We start from the raw sequence: 15,260 nt of genomic DNA on the forward strand, positions 1-15,260 counted from the left end.
CTACCTTTGACCCATGGACCCCCTCATCAGCCGCAGGGCGCTCAACCGGGCCACGCTCGACCGCCAGCACCTGCTGCGCCGCACCGACAACTCCGTGGTCGAGGTCGTGGAGCGCCTCGGCGGGCTCCAGGCGCAGACCCCGCACACCTGGTACACCGGCCTGTGGAACCGGGTGGAGGGCTTCAAACCCGCCGACGCCGCCGACCTGCTGCTCTCGCGCGAGCTCGTACGCATCGCGCTGCAGCGCGGCACGATCCACCTCGTCTCCGCCCGCGACTGCCTGGCCATCCGGCCGCTGCTGCAGCCCGCCATCGGGCGCATGACCACGTCGACGTTCGGCAAGCGGTGGCAAGGGGTCGACCTGGACGAGCTCGCCGCGGTCGGGCGGAAGCTGCTGGAGGAGCGGCCCATGACGTTCGCCGAGCTGGGCCGGAAACTGGCCGAGCGGTGGCCGGCGAACGATCCGCACGCGCTCGGCCAGGGCGTGCGGTGGCTGGTGCCGCTCGTACAGGTGCCGCCCCGGGGCGTGTGGGGCAAGAGCGGGCCCATCGCGCACACGAGCGCCGAGTCCTGGCTGGGCTTCGAGGTGCCGCCGATGACGCCGGCCGAGCTGGTGCGGCGCTATCTCGCCGCGTTCGGGCCGGCGTCGGTGATGGACGTGCAGACGTGGTCGGGGCTGACGCGGCTGGGCGAGGTGGTGGACTCGCTCGACCTGGTCCGCTTCAGGGACGAGGCCGGCCGGACCCTGTACGACCTGCCCGACGCCGTACGGCCCGGCGAGGACACCCCGGCGCCGGTGCGGCTGATGTACGACTTCGACAACCTGTTCCTGTCGTACGCCGACCGCTCCCGGGCCATCTCCGACACGGGAGCGACCGCCCTCCAGGGCTTCATGGGCACGAACGTGGTGCCGCGCGTCATCCTGGTGGACGGCTTCACCGCCGGGGAATGGACGGTGGCCCGCGCCAAGGGCACCTCCACGCTCACCATCCACCGGTGGATGCCGATCCCGGTCCTGGAGGAGGTCGAGGAGGAGGCGCGGAGGCTGCTGGAGTTCCTGGCGCCGGGCGACAAACACGAAATCACGGTCTCCGACGGCCCCTCCAAGCCCTGACACGGCATAGTCTTCGCTGGATAGCGCTTCGCGCATTGGAGCTCAGGCTGTGAGATTGGGGGGCGCGGCCCCCCAAACCCCCGCTCAAAGCCGCTTCGCCGATTCGTCAGGCGATCAAGTCTTGGCGAGTTGTCAGCCCACACGCCAGGAGTGCGATCTTGTCGGCCGAGCTACGAGAGCCGATGCGAAGAGCGCCTTCTCGATCGCCTACGATCCCCAGGGAATTACGCGACATTCCTTGCCCCCCAGGCGCGGAAGGCCTGGCGCACTGAGCCGCGGTCTAGGGACCGTACGGGTCCACCCGGGGTGACGGGGTCCGGGCCACCTCCAGCACCTCCTCGGGGAAGGCCGGCCCGGTGGTGTAGAAGCGGGTACGGGTCTTACCGACTGGGGTGAGCAGTTGGGCGGTGACCAGGTCGCGTAGGTCGCGTTGGGCTTGTTGAACGCTGAGGCCTTCGGCGCTCTCGTAGCGAGTGCGGCGGACGCGTCCGGATATCGCGGCATCGTGCAGCGCGGTCACCACGCGTTCGTCGAGCCGCCGTTGCCGGGCGAACTCCTCCAACAGCACCCATACCCGATTAGAGCGCTCAAGGCGGGCTTTTACCGTTTGTCCCTGCTGGTGGTAGGCGGTGAGGTTGAAACGGATCCAGTCGGAAACGTCCTGGTCCGGACGATAGGTCGCGCCGCGCCGGGCGAGCACGGCATAGTACTCCCAGGTGTTGCCCGGCCTGCCCAGCCATGCCTCGATGGAGGAGAACTCCGGCGCGAGCACCCCGCCCCTGGCGATGATCAGGGTCTGCAGTGAGCGGGACATCCGTCCGTTGCCGTCGGCCCAGGGGTGGATCGAGACCAGGTGCAGGTGCGCCATGGCTGCTCTGATGAGCGGGTGATCGCCGTTGTCGGTGTTGAGCCAGTCGCAGAACTCGCGCATCAGGCTGGGTACGTCCAGCGCCTCAGGAGCCGTGTAGGCGGCGATGCTCGGATCGCGGGCGTCGGCGACGTAGACGGGACCCTTGCGCCACCGCCCGGCGGGTTTGCGCACGGTGTGGCGGTGGCCCTGGAGCATCCAGTGGAGCGCGTTGAGGAAGCCCGCACTGTAGCGGAAGTCCTCGACGTCGTGGAGAGTCTGGATGTAGGTCATCATCCGCTGGTAGGCGAGGGTCTCTTCGCGGTTCTCTTCCGAGACATCCACGTCCCTCTCGCCCTCCATCAGGTCTTCCACGTCGATCGTGGAGACCTTGAAGCCTTCGATGGAATTGGAGGCGGCGAGCGCGTCGGCGGTCAGAAACCTCCGGAGCCCTGCGGTCCACTTGGCGGGTGTGGCGCGAACCTGATGATGCAACGCACGTCGGGCTGCCTCGATCTCCTCGAGGACCCGGCCGTCTTCCGCGGCGAGGGACGGCGTGGCATACAACATGCCGCCATAATAGATTGACGCAATCATTGCGTCAGCGGCGTAGGCCCCCGCCGGGGTGGCACCAGGGCCGTTCCGGGGGCCTGACCTTTACCTTTGGGCTCGTAAGAGAGACCCTCGAAGGTAGGGAGGTGTCTTCCCATGGAGTACAAACAGTGGAACATACAGATCTGGATCAGTGAGGACGACGAGGACGCCGTGACCACGGCCACGGCGGTGCTGTTCACCGCGGACGGCAAACGTCACGAGAGCGTGGCGCACGCCCGACGCAATCCCACCGACCGCCCGGTGCCCGGGATCGGGGACGAGCTGGCCGCTGGGCGGGCCCTGTCCAACCTGGCCTCGAAGTTGATCGAGGACGGCGCGGACGACGTGGCCCAGCTGGCCGGTACGGCATAGTTCAGAGCAGCCCGGCGGCAGCCAGGAGCTTGCCGATCCGGCCTACCTCGTCATCATTGAGCGGAACCTGCGGGAGCGCGGTGATCGGGCAGTCGATGACACCGCGTAGGTGAAGCGCGGCTTTGAAGGCTCCGAGGCCCGACGAGCTGCCGCCCATGCGTGAGCCGCCTACACGGACTATCTCGAACAGCCTGACCAGGCGCTCCTGCTCCGCTCTTGCCGCCTGCCAGTCGTCCCGGGAGGCGCACTGGTAGAGCTCGACGTATCCCTGCGGGTCCACGTTGCCCAGCCCGGGCACCACGCCGTCCGCGCCCATCCACAACGCCGAGTCCACGGTCACCTCGGACCCCGTGAGCACGCTGAAGGGCGCCTCGCGGCCCAGGATCACCTGGCGCAGGCCGCCGTCGTCGCCGCTGGAGTCCTTCACTCCGGCCAGCGCGCCCTCGGCGGCCAGCCCGAGCAGGAGTTCGGCGCTCAGCTTGGTGTGCACGGAAACCGGCAGGTCGTACGCGTAGACGGGCAGCCCGCCCCGCGCGGCGATGGTCCGGAAGTGGGTGCGGATCTCGTCCGGATGGGTACGCGTGTAGAACGGCGCGGTCGCCACCAGCCCCGACACCCCCGCCTCGGCCGCGACCCGCACGTGTTCGAGCACGCGTGGCGTCGTCATGTCGATCACCCCGGCCAGCACCGGCACCTGCCCGCCCACGTGGCCGACCACGGTGTCCAGCACCACCCGGCGCTGCGCGTCCGTCAGGTACGCCACCTCCGACGACGACCCCAGCACGAACAGCGCGTCCACGCCCCCTGCCAGCAGGTGGTCGACCAACCGGACCAGCGAGGCGGCGTCCACCTCGTAGTCAGGGGTCAACGGGGTGCAAACCGGGGGAATGACGCCGGTCAAAGTCATGCGCGCTCCTGGATCAGCTCTACATCAGTTGCTCCCGCCGCCACCGGGTGGTGGCAGTGGAAGAGGTGGTCGCCTTCGGTCCGCGCCGCGGGCCGGTCCTCCGCACGGAGGTGGTCGCCTTCGGTCTGCGCCGCCGGCCAGTCCTCCGCACAAAGGTGATCTGCCCGCCAGCACCGGGTGCGGAACGGGCAGCCGCTCGGCGGTCTGGTGGCGGAGGGCACCACGCCCACGAGCGGGATCGGGTTGATCGGCGAGATCAGGCCCGGGGTCGCGGAGAACAGGGCCCGCGTGTACGGGTGGCGGGCGCCCATCGGCACGGCCCGCGCGGGCGCCTGCTCGACGATCCTGCCGAGGTACATGGTGACCACGCGGTCGCTCATCCTGCGTACCGTCTGGATGTCGTGCGAGACGAACACCAGCGCGAGCCCGAGCCGTTCCTTCAGGTCGAGCAGCAGGTTGAGGATCTGGGCGCGGACCGACACGTCGAGCGCGCTGGTGGGCTCGTCGGCCACGACCAGGTCGGGTTCGAGCGCGAGCGCCCTGGCCACGGCCACGCGCTGGCGCTGCCCGCCGGAGAGCTGGCTGGGCAGCGCGTCGGCGGCGCTCGCGGGCAGGCCCACCAGGTCGAGCAGTTCGCGTACGCGGGCGTCGCGCTGGGCGGGGGTGCCGCGGCGGTGCACGTTGAGCGGGTCGCGCAGCACCTGCCTGACGGGCAGGCGCCGGTTGAGCGCCGTGGACGGGTCCTGGAAGATCATCCCGACGCTGGAGCCGATCAGCGCGCGCCGCTCGCCCTCCTTCAGCGCCCACAGGTCCTTGCCGCGGAAGGTCACGCTGCCCTGGGTGGGCTGTTGCAGGCCGACCAGCACCCTGGCCAGCGTGGACTTGCCGCAGCCCGACTCCCCCACGACCCCGACCGTCTCGCCGGCGCTCACCGTGAGGTCCGCCGCGGTCAGCGCGTGGACGCGGTCGCGCGAGAACAGGCCGCCCGAGCGGGCCTTGTGCACGACGTGCACGTCCTTCAGCTCAAGCATGCTGCTCACTTCCTACGAGCGCCGGGTGATGGCAGGCCACCGCGTGCGTGGTGTCCCCCGTCAGCACCGGAGCCTCGGTACGGCACACGTCCGTGGCCATGGGGCACCGGTCGGCGAACCGGCAGCCGGGCGGGAAGTCGGCCGGGGCGGGCACCACGCCGGGGATCTGCGTGAGCCGCTCGGCGCCCGACTCCAGCGACAGCACCGAGCCCAGCAGGCCGCGGGCGTAGTGGTGAGCGGGCGCGCCGACCAGGGTCGCCGTGGCGCCGGTCTCGACGATCTGGCCGCCGTACATGACGACCACGCGGTCGGTGACGTCGGCGACCAGCGCGAGGTCGTGCGAGACGAGGATCAGCGCGAACCCCAGCTCCTCGCGCAGCTTCAGCAGCAGCTCGATGACCTGGGCCTGGACGGTCACGTCGAGCGCGGTGGTGGGCTCGTCGGCGACGATCAGCTTCGGGTCGCGCGACAGCGCCATCGCGATCAGCACCCGCTGCCGCTGCCCGCCCGACAGCTCGTGCGGGTAGGCGGACAGGGTGCGGCGGGCGTCGAGGCCGACGAGTTCGAGCAGTTCGGCGGGGGTACGCCGGCCGCCGCGGCGGGTGAGCTGCTTGATCTGGGCCTTGATGGTCATGGCCGGGTTCAGGGACGAGAGGGCGTCCTGGTAGATCATCGCCATCTCGTGGCCGAGCAGGCGGCGGCGGGCGCGGCGCGACTCCGCGAGCAGTTCGCGCTGGTCGAAGCGGACGTGGCCGCTGACGCGGGCGTTGCGCGGTTGCAGGCCCATGATGGTCAGCGCGGTCAGCGACTTGCCGCAGCCCGACTCGCCGACCAGGCCGAGCACCTCGCCCGGGTGCACCTCGAAGCCGATGCCGTCCACGATGTCCACACCGTCCGCGAACCCGATCCGCAGCCGTTCCACCGAGAGGATCGGTGGCCCCTGCGGGAGCGGGCGGGCGCGTTCGGCCAGCCTGCGGGCGGCCTCGGCCAGCCCGGGGAGCTCGACGACCTCGCCGGAGCCGGGCCTGGCCCGCTCGAACGCGTCGTCCTTCCTCGGGACCGCCCTGCGGGCGGCGGGCGCGGCCCAGGCGTCGGAGATGCCCTCCGAGAGGATGTTGAGCGCGAGCACGGTCAGCAGGATCAGCAGGCCGGGAAAGACGGTGGCCCACCAGCCGCCGAGCAGCACCAGGTTCTTGCCGTCGGCGATGACGCTGCCCCAGGAGGGGTTCGGCGGGCGCACGCCGGCGCCGATGAACGACAGCGACGCCTCGAACACGATCGCGTCGGCCACCATCACCGTGCAGAAGACCAGCACGGGCGCGGCGCAGTTGATCGCGACGTGCTTGACGACGATGTACGGCGTGCGCGCCCCGATGATCCGCTCGGCCGCCACGTAGTCCTCGCCGTACTGGGCGATCACGTTGGCCCGCACGACCCTGGCCACGGACGGCATGTAGAGGAAGGCCATGGCCATGACCAGCACCGGGATGCTGCCGCCGAACACCGCCACGAGCACGGCCGCCAGCGCGATGCCGGGGAAGGCCATGACGACGTCGAGCAGGCGCATGATGGTCTCGTCCACGGCCCGGCGCGAGGTGGCCGCGATGGCGCCGACGACCGCCCCGGCCACCAGGGCGAGCGCGGTCGCGCCGAGGCCGATGATCAGCGACCAGCGGGCCCCGTACAGGAGCCTGGACAGGATGTCGCGGTTGGCGCTGTCGAGGCCCATCCAGTGCGCGGCCGACGGGCCGCCGCCGGTGACCTCCTGGAAGTACGGCGAGTGCGGCGCGATCCACGGCGCCAGCAGCGCGGCCAGCACGACCACGGCCACGATGCCGACCGCCACCCACGACAGGGGCTTGAGGCGGCGCAGAGTCATGCCCGGCCCCTTCTTCGGCACGGACAGCCGTTCCGTCAGTCCACGTCTCATGCGGCGCTCCTGAGGCGAGGGTTGACCAGCAGGTAGAGGACGTCCACGACCAGGTTGACGACCATGAAGCCGACCGCGATGGTCAGCACCACGCCCTGGACGACGGCCGGGTCGCCGTCGCGCACAGCGTTGATCATGAGCTGGCCCATGCCGGGCAGGCCGTAGATGGTCTCGATGACGACGGTGCCGCCGATCAGGTAGCCGATGCGCAGGCCGAGCACGGTCAGCGGGGTGATCAGGGCGTTGCGCAGCACGTTCCTGCCGACGACCACGATCGGCGGCAGGCCGCTGCCGATCGCGGTGCGTACGTAGTCGCGGTCCAGCTCCTCCACCATCGAGGTGCGGATGATGCGGGTGAGCTGGGCCGCGATCGGCAGCGACAGCGACAGCGCGGGCAGCGTCATCGACTGCAGCCAGCCCGCCGTGGAGTCGGCCGGGTTGATGTAGCCGCCCGTCGGGAACAGGCCCTCGCCGACGGCCAGGTACTGGATCATCAGCAGCGCCAGCCAGAACGACGGCGCCGCCACCCCGACCAGCGACACCACACGGATCACCTGGTCCGGCCAGCGGTCGCGGTACAGCGCCGCGGCGACGCCGAACACCAGCGACAGCACCACCGCGACGGCCAGGCCCAGGAACGTGAGCTGCAGGGTCAGCGGCAGTGCGGTCGCGATGGACTCCACCACCGGCTTCTTGGTGAGCACGCTGGTGCCCATGTCGCCCTGGGCCAGGTCCGCGACGAAGCGGACATAGCGCAGGGGCAACGGGTCCAGCAGGCCGTTCTCGAGCTGGAACTGGTGGATCTGCTCGGGGGTCGGGTTCGCGCCCTGGAAGTACGCGTACTCCGGCTTGCTGTTGGAGAAGCGCATCACGATGAACACGAACGCGACCACGCCGAGCAGCAGCGGGATCAGCATGAGGAGCCGCCGGAGCAGCATCCTGGCGACGAGCGTCATGTCCTCTTGGCCTGCAGCAGGTTGATGCCGGGGTAGGGCTGGGCGCGGATGCCGGACAGTTTCTTCGGGTCCCAGGCGGTCATCAGCTCATTGTGGACGACGGGGTAGAGGATGGCCTGCTCAGCCACAAAGTCCAGATATTTGTGGATAACTTCGGTCCGCTTGGCCTTGTCGGTTTCCTTGCTGGCCTCGTCCATCATCGCGAACAGCTTCTTGGCGTCCGCGGTGCCGTCCCAGTGGCTGTACTTCATCCACAGGCCGCCGGGCACGTAGTTGTAGTGCAGGATCAGGTCGGCGTCCATGCCGAACTGGTTGGGGTTCGAGGCGGCGGCGACCACCTGGTAGTCCTGGAACTGGTCCATCTTGGCGAACAACGCGGCCGTGTCCTGCGGCTCCAGCGTGGTCTTGATGCCGATGGCCTCCCAGGAGGCGGCGATGGTGGGCAGGCAGTCCGCGATCCAGCTCACGTTCACGGCCATGAGGTTGATCGTGAGGTTCTTGACCCCGGCCTCGGCCAGCAGCGCCTTGGCCTTCTCTGGGTCGTAGTCGTAGACGACCGAGGCCCGCTTGTAGGTGGGGTTGCCCTCGTTGAGGAAGGAGCTGGAGGCCGTGCCGTGGCCCTTGAGCGCCACGTCGATCATCTTCTGCTTGTCGATCGCGTAGTGCAGGGCCTGGCGGACCCGTACGTCGTCGAAGGGCTTGGCGCCCGTGTTGAACATCAGGAACATGTGGTTCATGCCCTTGCCGCCCTCGACCGTCAGGCCCTGCTGCTTGAGCTGCTCGACGTTGGCGTACGGGATGTTGTCGGCGATCTGCGCCTCGGCCGAGCCACCGGAGATCTTGGCGACGCGGGCGGCGGCGTCCACGATCGTCAGCCAGTTCATCTTCTTGGCCGTGGCCGGGCGCGGCCCGTTGTAGCCGTCGAACGCCTCGAAGGTGGTGTTGGACTTGGGGTTGTGCGCGGTCTGCTTGTACGGCCCCGAGCCCATCGTCATGCCGCTCTTGGCCTTGTCCCACGCGCCCGCCTGGCTGAACACGTGCTTCGGCATGATCTTGGCGATGGTCAGCCTGGGCGCGGCGTCGGGGAAGGGGAACTTGAAGACCAGCTCGACGTTCTTGTCATCGACCTTCTTCACCTCCTGGAGCCAGGACTTGAAGAAGTTGCCGGTCAGGACGTTGTCGGGGCCCAGGATCCGCTCGAAGGTGAAGACCACGTCGTCGGCCGTGACCGGCTGGCCGTCGTGCCACTTGGCGCCGTCCCTGAGCGTGAACTTCCAGGAGGTCGCGTTCAGGTCGGTGGGCAGGGCGGTGGCCAGGGCCGGGTAGGGCTCGCGCGTGATCGGGTCGGTGTCGAGCAGGCCCTCGTAGATGTGGCTGATCCCCGCCATCGCGAACGCCGACGCGGTCTGCGTCGGATCCCAGCTCTGGTCGTTGCCGTACCCGATGACGGCGGTGATCAGATCCTTGTTGGATCCGGCGCCGACCGATCCGGTCGACGCCGGACCGCCGGAACACGCGGAGAGCGTCGCCGCGACGAACGCTGCCGCACCCGTAGCCCCGCTGTAACGCAGAAAGTCGCGGCGGCTGAACTCAGAGCTCACGGAATCCTCCTGGGACGTAGCACGTGGGACATCCCATGTCCTATCTTTGCCGTAACGTGGACGCTAGATGGTGCCACCGCTTGAGGTCAACAGAAGATTTCCGGAATGTTACATAGGGCGAAAGGAATTTTCATGACCGAACGCAGTTCGGGCATCAATGGACACAGCACCTTGGTCATGAGGCCGACGAAGGAGGCCTCATGACCACAGTCCCGCGTCCGGCGCGGCCGAGCCGTGCCGTCGAGGCCCAGGAGGGCGTCAAGGACCTGATCGTCCGGCGTGGACTGGTGGCCGGGGACCCCCTGCCGACCGAGTCGGAGCTCATGGAGGAGCTGCGGGTCAGCCGCAACTCGGTCAGGGAGGCGCTCAAGGCCCTGCAGGCGGTCGGCATCGTGGACATCCGCCACGGCTTCGGCATGTTCGTGGGCCGGATGTCGCTGGCGGGGCTGGTGGACGAGCTGACCTTCCACAGCCGCATCACGCTGCAGAACGGCAAGAACCACCTGGCCAACCTGATCGAGATCCGCGAGATCCTGGAGAGCGGCCTCGTCGAGCGCCTCATCGAGCTGGGCCCCGAGGCCGACCTGACGCCGGTCGCCGACGTGATCGCCAGGATGGAGGCCGAGGCGCCGATCGGGCCGGTCTCCCCCGAGACCGACCGCCTCTTCCACGACCTCCTCTACCGCCCGCTCGGCAACCCGCTGGTGAGCCAGCTCCTGGGGGCGTTCTGGGACGTCTACTACCAGCTGCGCGACGAGCTGGGCGCGCCCGACGAGCCGCCGGGCGACGTGGTCAGGCGCCATCGCGACATCTACACGGCCGTGCTGGCCGGCGACCGGGGCGCGGCCGTGGCCGCCGTACACGCCCATTTCGAGGGGGTGCGCAACCGCGTGGCCAGGATCGGCGGCTAGTACGCGCTGAGCCGCTCCACGCGGGGATGCCAGCGCGTGCGCCACTCCCCGAACCACCGGGCGAACCAGGGGTGGGCGCCGGCCAGCGGCATGATGTAGGCCACGGTCTCCAGGTAGTAGCGCCGCTGGAACCGCCACGGCATCCGCTGCAGCTCCTGCACGTTGCTCACCCGGTCGGCCAGCTTCACGAACACCGCGTGCAGCGGCGCCTGCACGAGGGTGCTCAGGTAGTCGACCTTCGCGACCCCGCGCGGCTTGGTCACCCACCGCACGAGCTCGGCCACGCCGGAGCCGTACCTGCGCGCGATGTCCGCCTCGGTGCACGGTGTGTCCTCCAGCACGTCGTGCAGCACGATCGCCACGAGCACGTCCCGGTCGGTCAGCTCGGCGCCGACCACGGCCACCTCCAGCGCCTCGAGCAGATGCTCCACGTACGGGCGCCCGGTCGGCCGCTGCTGCACCCCGTGCTGCGCGCGGGCGAACGCCACCGCGTCACGAAGGGACTCCGTGGTCCCCGGCGGGAGCGCCTCGCTCAAAGGGCCTTCCGCCTGCGCCCAGGACGACCAGCTCGTGAAGATCTCCATCCCGCTCCTCTCGTCCCGCGTGTCCTAGGCTGAGAATATGGCCGAGATCGCCGTCGCCGACGGCTCGTGGACGTTCAACGGCGAGTTCCTGCGCATCGTCCCCGGAAGCGACAAGGGCGTGCACGAGCTGCGCAGGACGCTGGGCGAAGTCGTGGTGCCGCTGGAGGCGATCGCGAGCATGGCCTTCGAGCCGTCGCGCAAGGGCGGCCACGTGCGGATGCGGCTGCGCAAAGGGGCCGATCCGCTCTCCGACGCGGTCGCGGGGCTGCTCGGCCCGCCCGCCGACCCGTACCGGCTGACCGTCCCCAAGAGCCGCGCCGGCGCGGCCGAATACTTCGCCGACGAGGTCCGCGACACCCTGCTCGTCTACCAGACGCCCACCGCCGCCTGCGAGGACTACCTCCTGGCCGGGCCCTCCGTGCCCGTCTCGGCCACGGCGGGCGACGGCACCGCGCTCTTCGACGGGGAGCGGGTGCGGCTGGAGTGGACCGGGTTCGCGAGCACGGAGAAGGAGAAGGCCGGGCCGCAGGAGTTCCCGCTGACGGACGTGATCGGCGTGGAGTGGAAGCCGCAGTCCGGCATGGGTTACGGCACGCTGCGGTTCCGCGTCAAGGGCGAGGGGGCCGCGCAGCCGCCGCAGAAGGACCTCCACTGCGTGTCGTGGGGCATCCAGCGCTTCGGCGGGACCACCGCCCTGGTCGCCGCGGCCGTGCTGGCCCGGCTCCCGAGGGAGGCCGAGCTGCCGCCGCCTCCCCCGCTGGTCTCCGACGACGTGCACGACGCGGTCCTGCGCCGCCTGGGGGAGCTCGGGGAGCTGCACCGGTCCGGGGTGCTGACCGACGAGGAGTTCGCGGCGGCCAAGCAGGCCATGATCCGCCGCCTCCAGGAGACGTGACCCCGCCCGAGCGGGGCAAAATGTGGCCAGATGCCCATTATCGGAGGACCTAGCGTGACCCACGACGAAGAGAAGCTCCTGCGCCGCGCCATCGAGCTGGCCGCGCAGGCCCGTGCCGGCGGCAACCCGCCGTTCGGCTCGCTGCTGGCGGGCCCGGACGGCTCGATCCTGGTCGAGGAGCGCAACAGCTCGCTCACCGACCGCGACATCACCGCGCACCCGGAGCTGAAGCTGGCCCGCTGGGCCGCCCGCGAGCTCGACCCCGCGGCCGCGGCCACGACCACCATGTACACCAGCTGCCAGCCGTGCGGGATGTGCGCGGGGGCCATCGCCCGTTCGGGCCTGGGCCGCGTCGTCTACGCGCTGTCCGGCGATCAGCTCAACGGCCTCAAGCCGCCGGGCAGCGCCTTCGTGGACCCGCCCGTCGAAGGCCCGGCCCTGTACGACGAGGCGCGCGTACCCGTCGAGGGCTATTACGTCTGACCCTTCCCGCGACGAGTGGCCTGCCGGGACGCGACCGGACTCCGCGGTGTGACCGCGGAGCCGGGCGCCCCGGCCGGTGCGCCTCAGAGGCCGCGCAGGCGGGCCACGCCGTCGCGGCGGGCCTGGTCGGCCACCGCCGCGGCGACCGCGGGCACCACCCGGGGGTCGAACGGCTCCGGGATGATCCGCTCCGCCGACAGCTCCTCCTCGATCACGCTGGACAGGGCGTGCGCGGCGGCCATCTTCATGTTCTCGGTGATCTCCACGGCCCGCGCCGACAGGGCGCCCCTGAACACACCGGGAAAGGCGAGCACGTTGTTGATCTGGTTGGGGAAGTCGCTGCGCCCGGTGGCCACGATGGCGGCGTGCTCCAGCGCGATCCCCGGGTGGATCTCCGGCTCGGGGTTGGACAGGGCGAACACGATGGAGCCCGGCGCCATCGACGCGATGGCCCGCTCGCTGATCGTCGAGCCCGACAGGCCGATGAAGACGTCCGCCCCGGCCATGGCCTCCTCGGTCGTGCCGGTGTGGCCCGACTGGTTCGTGCAGGTCGCGATCAGGGCCTTGTACGTGTTGAGGTCGCCACGGCCCTGGTGGATCACACCCTTGCTGTCGGACACGATGACCTCGGAGATGCCGGCCTTGAGCAGCATGCTCGTGACCGCGAGCCCGGAGGCGCCCGCGCCGGCCACGACGGCCCGCAGGTCCCACAGCCTCCGCCCGGTCAGCCGTGCCGCGTTACGCAGCGCGGCCAGCACCACGATCGCCGTGCCGTGCTGGTCGTCGTGGAAGACCGGGATGCCCAGCCGCTCCTTGAGCCGGCGCTCCACCTCGAAGCAGCGCGGGGCGCTGATGTCCTCGAGGTTGATGCCGCCGAAGGACGGGGCCATCCGAGCGATCGTCTCCACCAACTCGTCGACGTCCGTGCAGTCGAGGCAGATGGGCACCGAGTCCACGCCCCCGAACTGCTTGAACAGCAGCGACTTGCCCTCCATGACCGGCATGGCCGCGGTGGGGCCGATGTCGCCGAGCCCGAGCACGGCGGTGCCGTCGGTGACCACGGCGACCACGTTGGACCGCCAGGTGTAGTCGTCGGCCAGCTCCGGTCGCTCGGCGATGGCCGTGCACACGCGGGCCACTCCCGGCGTGTACGCGAGCGACAGGTCGCCGGCGTCACGCACCGGCACCGACGGGCGTGTCTCCAATTTGCCACCCTCGTGCAGGCGGAAAGCCGGGTCCTGGTCGAGAAGCGTGGCGAGGCTGATGGCCGGCGCGGTGATTTCGGTCGTCATCCGGAGCTCCTAGAACCGCAGCATCCGGCCGGACGGGGTGCGTAAGTCAGGCACCTCGTTCCGCACCGTGGTACGCGCCGGGCGCGCCTTTTTGAGCTGTGCACGTTTCATGACGTCCATGCCTTTCTGCGCGGCCCCGTCCGCTACGTCGATGTGATTAACAACACAGCTCGAGTGTCACACGGGCGGCCATTCCCGGTTACCCCATGTCCCCCCTATATCGGAGCCGCCCCCTGGTAAGAGGTACGAGGCAGTAGGGGTTGTCCGGGATAGGGGTCGGTCGGGAAATTCGAAGGACAGATACCTGCGAAAGGACAACGATGACGGTCCTGACCGCTTTTCCCACGGAAGCACCACTCGATCCGCGGACGCCATCGGCACGCCTCTCGCGGCTCCTGGATCCCGGCTCCATGGTGCCGATGCCCGGCGACGAAGAGAGCGGCGTGCAGGCCGTACACGGTCTGATCGACGGCTCGCCGGTCATCGCCTACTGCACGGACGCGACGCGCATGGGCGGCGCGCTGGGCTGGGCAGGCGCGAATCGCATCGTCGAGGCCATCCAGCTGGCCGTCCGCCGGCGCTGCCCGGTGATCGGCCTGTGGCATTCCGGCGGTGCCCGGCTGGCCGACGGCGTGGAGTCGATGGACGGCGTCGGCCGCATGTTCGCCGCCATGACCGCGGCCTCCGGCCTGATCCCGCAGATCTCGGTCGTCCTCGGACCGGCCGCGGGCGCGGCCGCCTACGGGCCCGCGCTGACCGACGTGATCATCATGTCGGACGTCGCGCGGGTCTTCATCACCGGTCCCGACGTCGTCCGCAGCGTCACCGGCGAGGAGATCGACATGGCGGGCCTCGGCGGCCCGGAGGCGCACGGCCCCAAATCGGGGGTCGCGCACATCACGGTCGACTCCGAGCAGGCGGCCTACGACCGGGCCCGCCTGCTGACGGGGTTCTTCACCCGGCCCGGCCGGTTCGACTTCGCCGCGCTGAGCGAGCCGCGCGACCTGCGGGCCCTCCTCCCCGAGCAGCCGCGCCGCGCCTACGACGTCCGGCCGGTCCTCCGCGAGCTCCTGGACCCGGAGTTCCTGGAGTTCCAGCCCCGCTGGGCCCCCAACATGGTGGTCGGGCTCGGCCGGCTGGGCGGGCGGGCCGTGGGCGTGATCGCCAACAACCCGCTGCGCAAGGGCGGCTGCCTCGACTCGCTCTCGGCGGAGAAGGCCTCGCGTTTCGTGCGGATGTGCGACTCGCTCGGCGTCCCGCTCGTGGTCGTGGTCGACGTGCCCGGCTACCTGCCCGGCGTCCAGCAGGAGTGGGGCGGCGTGGTCAGGCGGGGCGCCAAGCTCCTGCACGCCTTCGCCGAGTCGGTCGTCCCCCGCGTCACGCTCATCACCCGCAAGTCGTACGGCGGCGCCTACATCGCCATGAACTCCAGGTCGCTGGGCGCGACCGCGGTGTACGCCTGGCCCGACGCGGAGGTGGCGGTCATGGGGGCCGAGGCGGCGGTCGGCATCCTGCACCGCAAGCGACTGGCCGCGGTGCCCGAGTCCGAGCAGGCGGACCTGCACGCGCGACTGGTGGAAGAGCATCGGCGGACGGCCGGCGGGGTCGAGCGGGCGATGTCGCTCGGCGTGGTCGACGCGGTCGTCTCGCCTCTCGAGACCCGGCTCCGGCTGGCGGAAGCACTGGCATCGGCACCGCAGGACCGCGGCTGCCACTCCAATATCCCGCTCTGAATCGAGGAGA

General features: G+C 70.2%; 14 protein-coding genes. 6 read left to right on the plus strand and 8 right to left on the minus strand.

Annotated features, from left to right (window positions below):
* Positions 1-13 precede the first annotated feature (13 nt).
* Positions 14-1,114: a winged helix DNA-binding domain-containing protein gene (locus tag ACIHFD_RS06075; RefSeq protein ID WP_397365821.1), complete on the plus strand. Its 1,101-nt coding sequence runs from the start codon at positions 14-16 to the stop codon at positions 1,112-1,114.
* Positions 1,115-1,394: 280 nt separating this feature from the next.
* Here ACIHFD_RS06075 and ACIHFD_RS06080 read toward each other — a convergent pair whose 3' ends face one another.
* Complete coding sequence (locus ACIHFD_RS06080; RefSeq protein ID WP_397365822.1) at positions 1,395-2,531, minus strand: Fic family protein; 1,137 nt, start codon at positions 2,529-2,531, stop codon at positions 1,395-1,397.
* Positions 2,532-2,669: 138 nt separating this feature from the next.
* Between ACIHFD_RS06080 and ACIHFD_RS06085 the strand changes: the two genes are divergently transcribed.
* A complete protein-coding gene (locus tag ACIHFD_RS06085; RefSeq protein ID WP_185067965.1) occupies positions 2,670-2,927 on the plus strand; it encodes a DUF1876 domain-containing protein in 258 nt (85 codons plus the stop codon).
* A gap of 1 nt (position 2,928) precedes the next feature.
* On the opposite strand, the gene ACIHFD_RS06090 is transcribed toward ACIHFD_RS06085, so the two are convergent.
* From ACIHFD_RS06090 to ACIHFD_RS06110, 5 genes are read right to left on the minus strand one after another with little or no spacing between them, the layout of a single operon-like run.
* Positions 2,929-3,834 carry a dihydrodipicolinate synthase family protein gene (locus tag ACIHFD_RS06090; protein WP_350728258.1) on the minus strand — a complete coding sequence of 302 codons (906 nt, stop codon included), beginning with the start codon at positions 3,832-3,834 and terminating at the stop codon, positions 2,929-2,931.
* Positions 3,831-4,865: an oligopeptide/dipeptide ABC transporter ATP-binding protein gene (locus ACIHFD_RS06095; protein WP_397365823.1), complete on the minus strand. Its 1,035-nt coding sequence runs from the start codon at positions 4,863-4,865 to the stop codon at positions 3,831-3,833. The genes ACIHFD_RS06090 and ACIHFD_RS06095 overlap by 4 nt, the downstream gene beginning before the upstream one ends.
* Positions 4,858-6,795, minus strand: a complete 1,938-nt coding sequence (locus ACIHFD_RS06100) for a dipeptide/oligopeptide/nickel ABC transporter permease/ATP-binding protein (protein WP_397365824.1) — start codon at positions 6,793-6,795, stop codon at positions 4,858-4,860. Before ACIHFD_RS06100 ends, ACIHFD_RS06095 begins: the two co-directional genes overlap by 8 nt.
* Positions 6,792-7,751 carry an ABC transporter permease gene (locus ACIHFD_RS06105; protein ID WP_397365825.1) on the minus strand — a complete coding sequence of 320 codons (960 nt, stop codon included), beginning with the start codon at positions 7,749-7,751 and terminating at the stop codon, positions 6,792-6,794. Before ACIHFD_RS06105 ends, ACIHFD_RS06100 begins: the two co-directional genes overlap by 4 nt.
* Positions 7,748-9,352 carry an ABC transporter substrate-binding protein gene (locus ACIHFD_RS06110; RefSeq protein WP_397365826.1) on the minus strand — a complete coding sequence of 535 codons (1,605 nt, stop codon included), beginning with the start codon at positions 9,350-9,352 and terminating at the stop codon, positions 7,748-7,750. Before ACIHFD_RS06110 ends, ACIHFD_RS06105 begins: the two co-directional genes overlap by 4 nt.
* A 200-nt stretch (positions 9,353-9,552) precedes the next feature.
* Between ACIHFD_RS06110 and ACIHFD_RS06115 the strand changes: the two genes are divergently transcribed.
* Positions 9,553-10,263, plus strand: a complete 711-nt coding sequence (locus tag ACIHFD_RS06115) for a FadR/GntR family transcriptional regulator (RefSeq protein WP_397365827.1) — start codon at positions 9,553-9,555, stop codon at positions 10,261-10,263.
* On the opposite strand, the gene ACIHFD_RS06120 is transcribed toward ACIHFD_RS06115, so the two are convergent.
* Positions 10,260-10,847 carry an HD domain-containing protein gene (locus ACIHFD_RS06120; protein WP_350728264.1) on the minus strand — a complete coding sequence of 196 codons (588 nt, stop codon included), beginning with the start codon at positions 10,845-10,847 and terminating at the stop codon, positions 10,260-10,262. The two genes, ACIHFD_RS06115 and ACIHFD_RS06120, sit on opposite strands and share 4 nt — an antisense overlap.
* 37 nt (positions 10,848-10,884) lie before the next feature.
* Between ACIHFD_RS06120 and ACIHFD_RS06125 the strand changes: the two genes are divergently transcribed.
* The gene (locus ACIHFD_RS06125; RefSeq protein WP_397365829.1) at positions 10,885-11,742 is read left to right on the plus strand and encodes a DUF4429 domain-containing protein; all 858 of its coding nucleotides are present in this window, start codon (positions 10,885-10,887) and stop codon (positions 11,740-11,742) included.
* A gap of 54 nt (positions 11,743-11,796) precedes the next feature.
* Positions 11,797-12,225: a nucleoside deaminase gene (locus tag ACIHFD_RS06130; RefSeq protein ID WP_397365830.1), complete on the plus strand. Its 429-nt coding sequence runs from the start codon at positions 11,797-11,799 to the stop codon at positions 12,223-12,225.
* 83 nt (positions 12,226-12,308) lie between these two features.
* Here ACIHFD_RS06130 and ACIHFD_RS06135 read toward each other — a convergent pair whose 3' ends face one another.
* Positions 12,309-13,517 (minus strand): NADP-dependent malic enzyme, encoded by a 1,209-nt coding sequence (locus ACIHFD_RS06135; protein WP_363979437.1) that lies wholly within the window; start codon positions 13,515-13,517, stop codon positions 12,309-12,311.
* Positions 13,518-13,837: 320 nt separating this feature from the next.
* Between ACIHFD_RS06135 and ACIHFD_RS06140 the strand changes: the two genes are divergently transcribed.
* On the plus strand, positions 13,838-15,250 hold the full coding sequence (locus ACIHFD_RS06140) for an acyl-CoA carboxylase subunit beta (RefSeq protein ID WP_397365831.1): 1,413 nt from the start codon (positions 13,838-13,840) through the stop codon (positions 15,248-15,250).
* The last annotated feature ends 10 nt before the right edge of the window (positions 15,251-15,260 follow it).

Source organism: Nonomuraea sp. NPDC051941 (genome assembly GCF_044593615.1).

What these genes read in the sequence shown, in the direction of transcription:
- ACIHFD_RS06120 (WP_350728264.1), bottom strand. Translation starts at nt 10,847, where the DNA reads ATGGAGATCTTCACGAGCTGGTCGTCCTGGGCGCAGGCGGAAGGCCCT.
- ACIHFD_RS06105 (WP_397365825.1), bottom strand. Translation starts at nt 7,751, where the DNA reads ATGACGCTCGTCGCCAGGATGCTGCTCCGGCGGCTCCTCATGCTGATC.
- ACIHFD_RS06085 (WP_185067965.1), top strand. Translation starts at nt 2,670, where the DNA reads ATGGAGTACAAACAGTGGAACATACAGATCTGGATCAGTGAGGACGAC.
- ACIHFD_RS06125 (WP_397365829.1), top strand. Translation starts at nt 10,885, where the DNA reads ATGGCCGAGATCGCCGTCGCCGACGGCTCGTGGACGTTCAACGGCGAG.
- ACIHFD_RS06100 (WP_397365824.1), bottom strand. Translation starts at nt 6,795, where the DNA reads ATGAGACGTGGACTGACGGAACGGCTGTCCGTGCCGAAGAAGGGGCCG.
- ACIHFD_RS06075 (WP_397365821.1), top strand. Translation starts at nt 14, where the DNA reads ATGGACCCCCTCATCAGCCGCAGGGCGCTCAACCGGGCCACGCTCGAC.
- ACIHFD_RS06115 (WP_397365827.1), top strand. Translation starts at nt 9,553, where the DNA reads ATGACCACAGTCCCGCGTCCGGCGCGGCCGAGCCGTGCCGTCGAGGCC.
- ACIHFD_RS06080 (WP_397365822.1), bottom strand. Translation starts at nt 2,531, where the DNA reads ATGTTGTATGCCACGCCGTCCCTCGCCGCGGAAGACGGCCGGGTCCTC.
- ACIHFD_RS06090 (WP_350728258.1), bottom strand. Translation starts at nt 3,834, where the DNA reads ATGACTTTGACCGGCGTCATTCCCCCGGTTTGCACCCCGTTGACCCCT.
- ACIHFD_RS06135 (WP_363979437.1), bottom strand. Translation starts at nt 13,517, where the DNA reads ATGACGACCGAAATCACCGCGCCGGCCATCAGCCTCGCCACGCTTCTC.
- ACIHFD_RS06140 (WP_397365831.1), top strand. Translation starts at nt 13,838, where the DNA reads ATGACGGTCCTGACCGCTTTTCCCACGGAAGCACCACTCGATCCGCGG.
- ACIHFD_RS06095 (WP_397365823.1), bottom strand. Translation starts at nt 4,865, where the DNA reads ATGCTTGAGCTGAAGGACGTGCACGTCGTGCACAAGGCCCGCTCGGGC.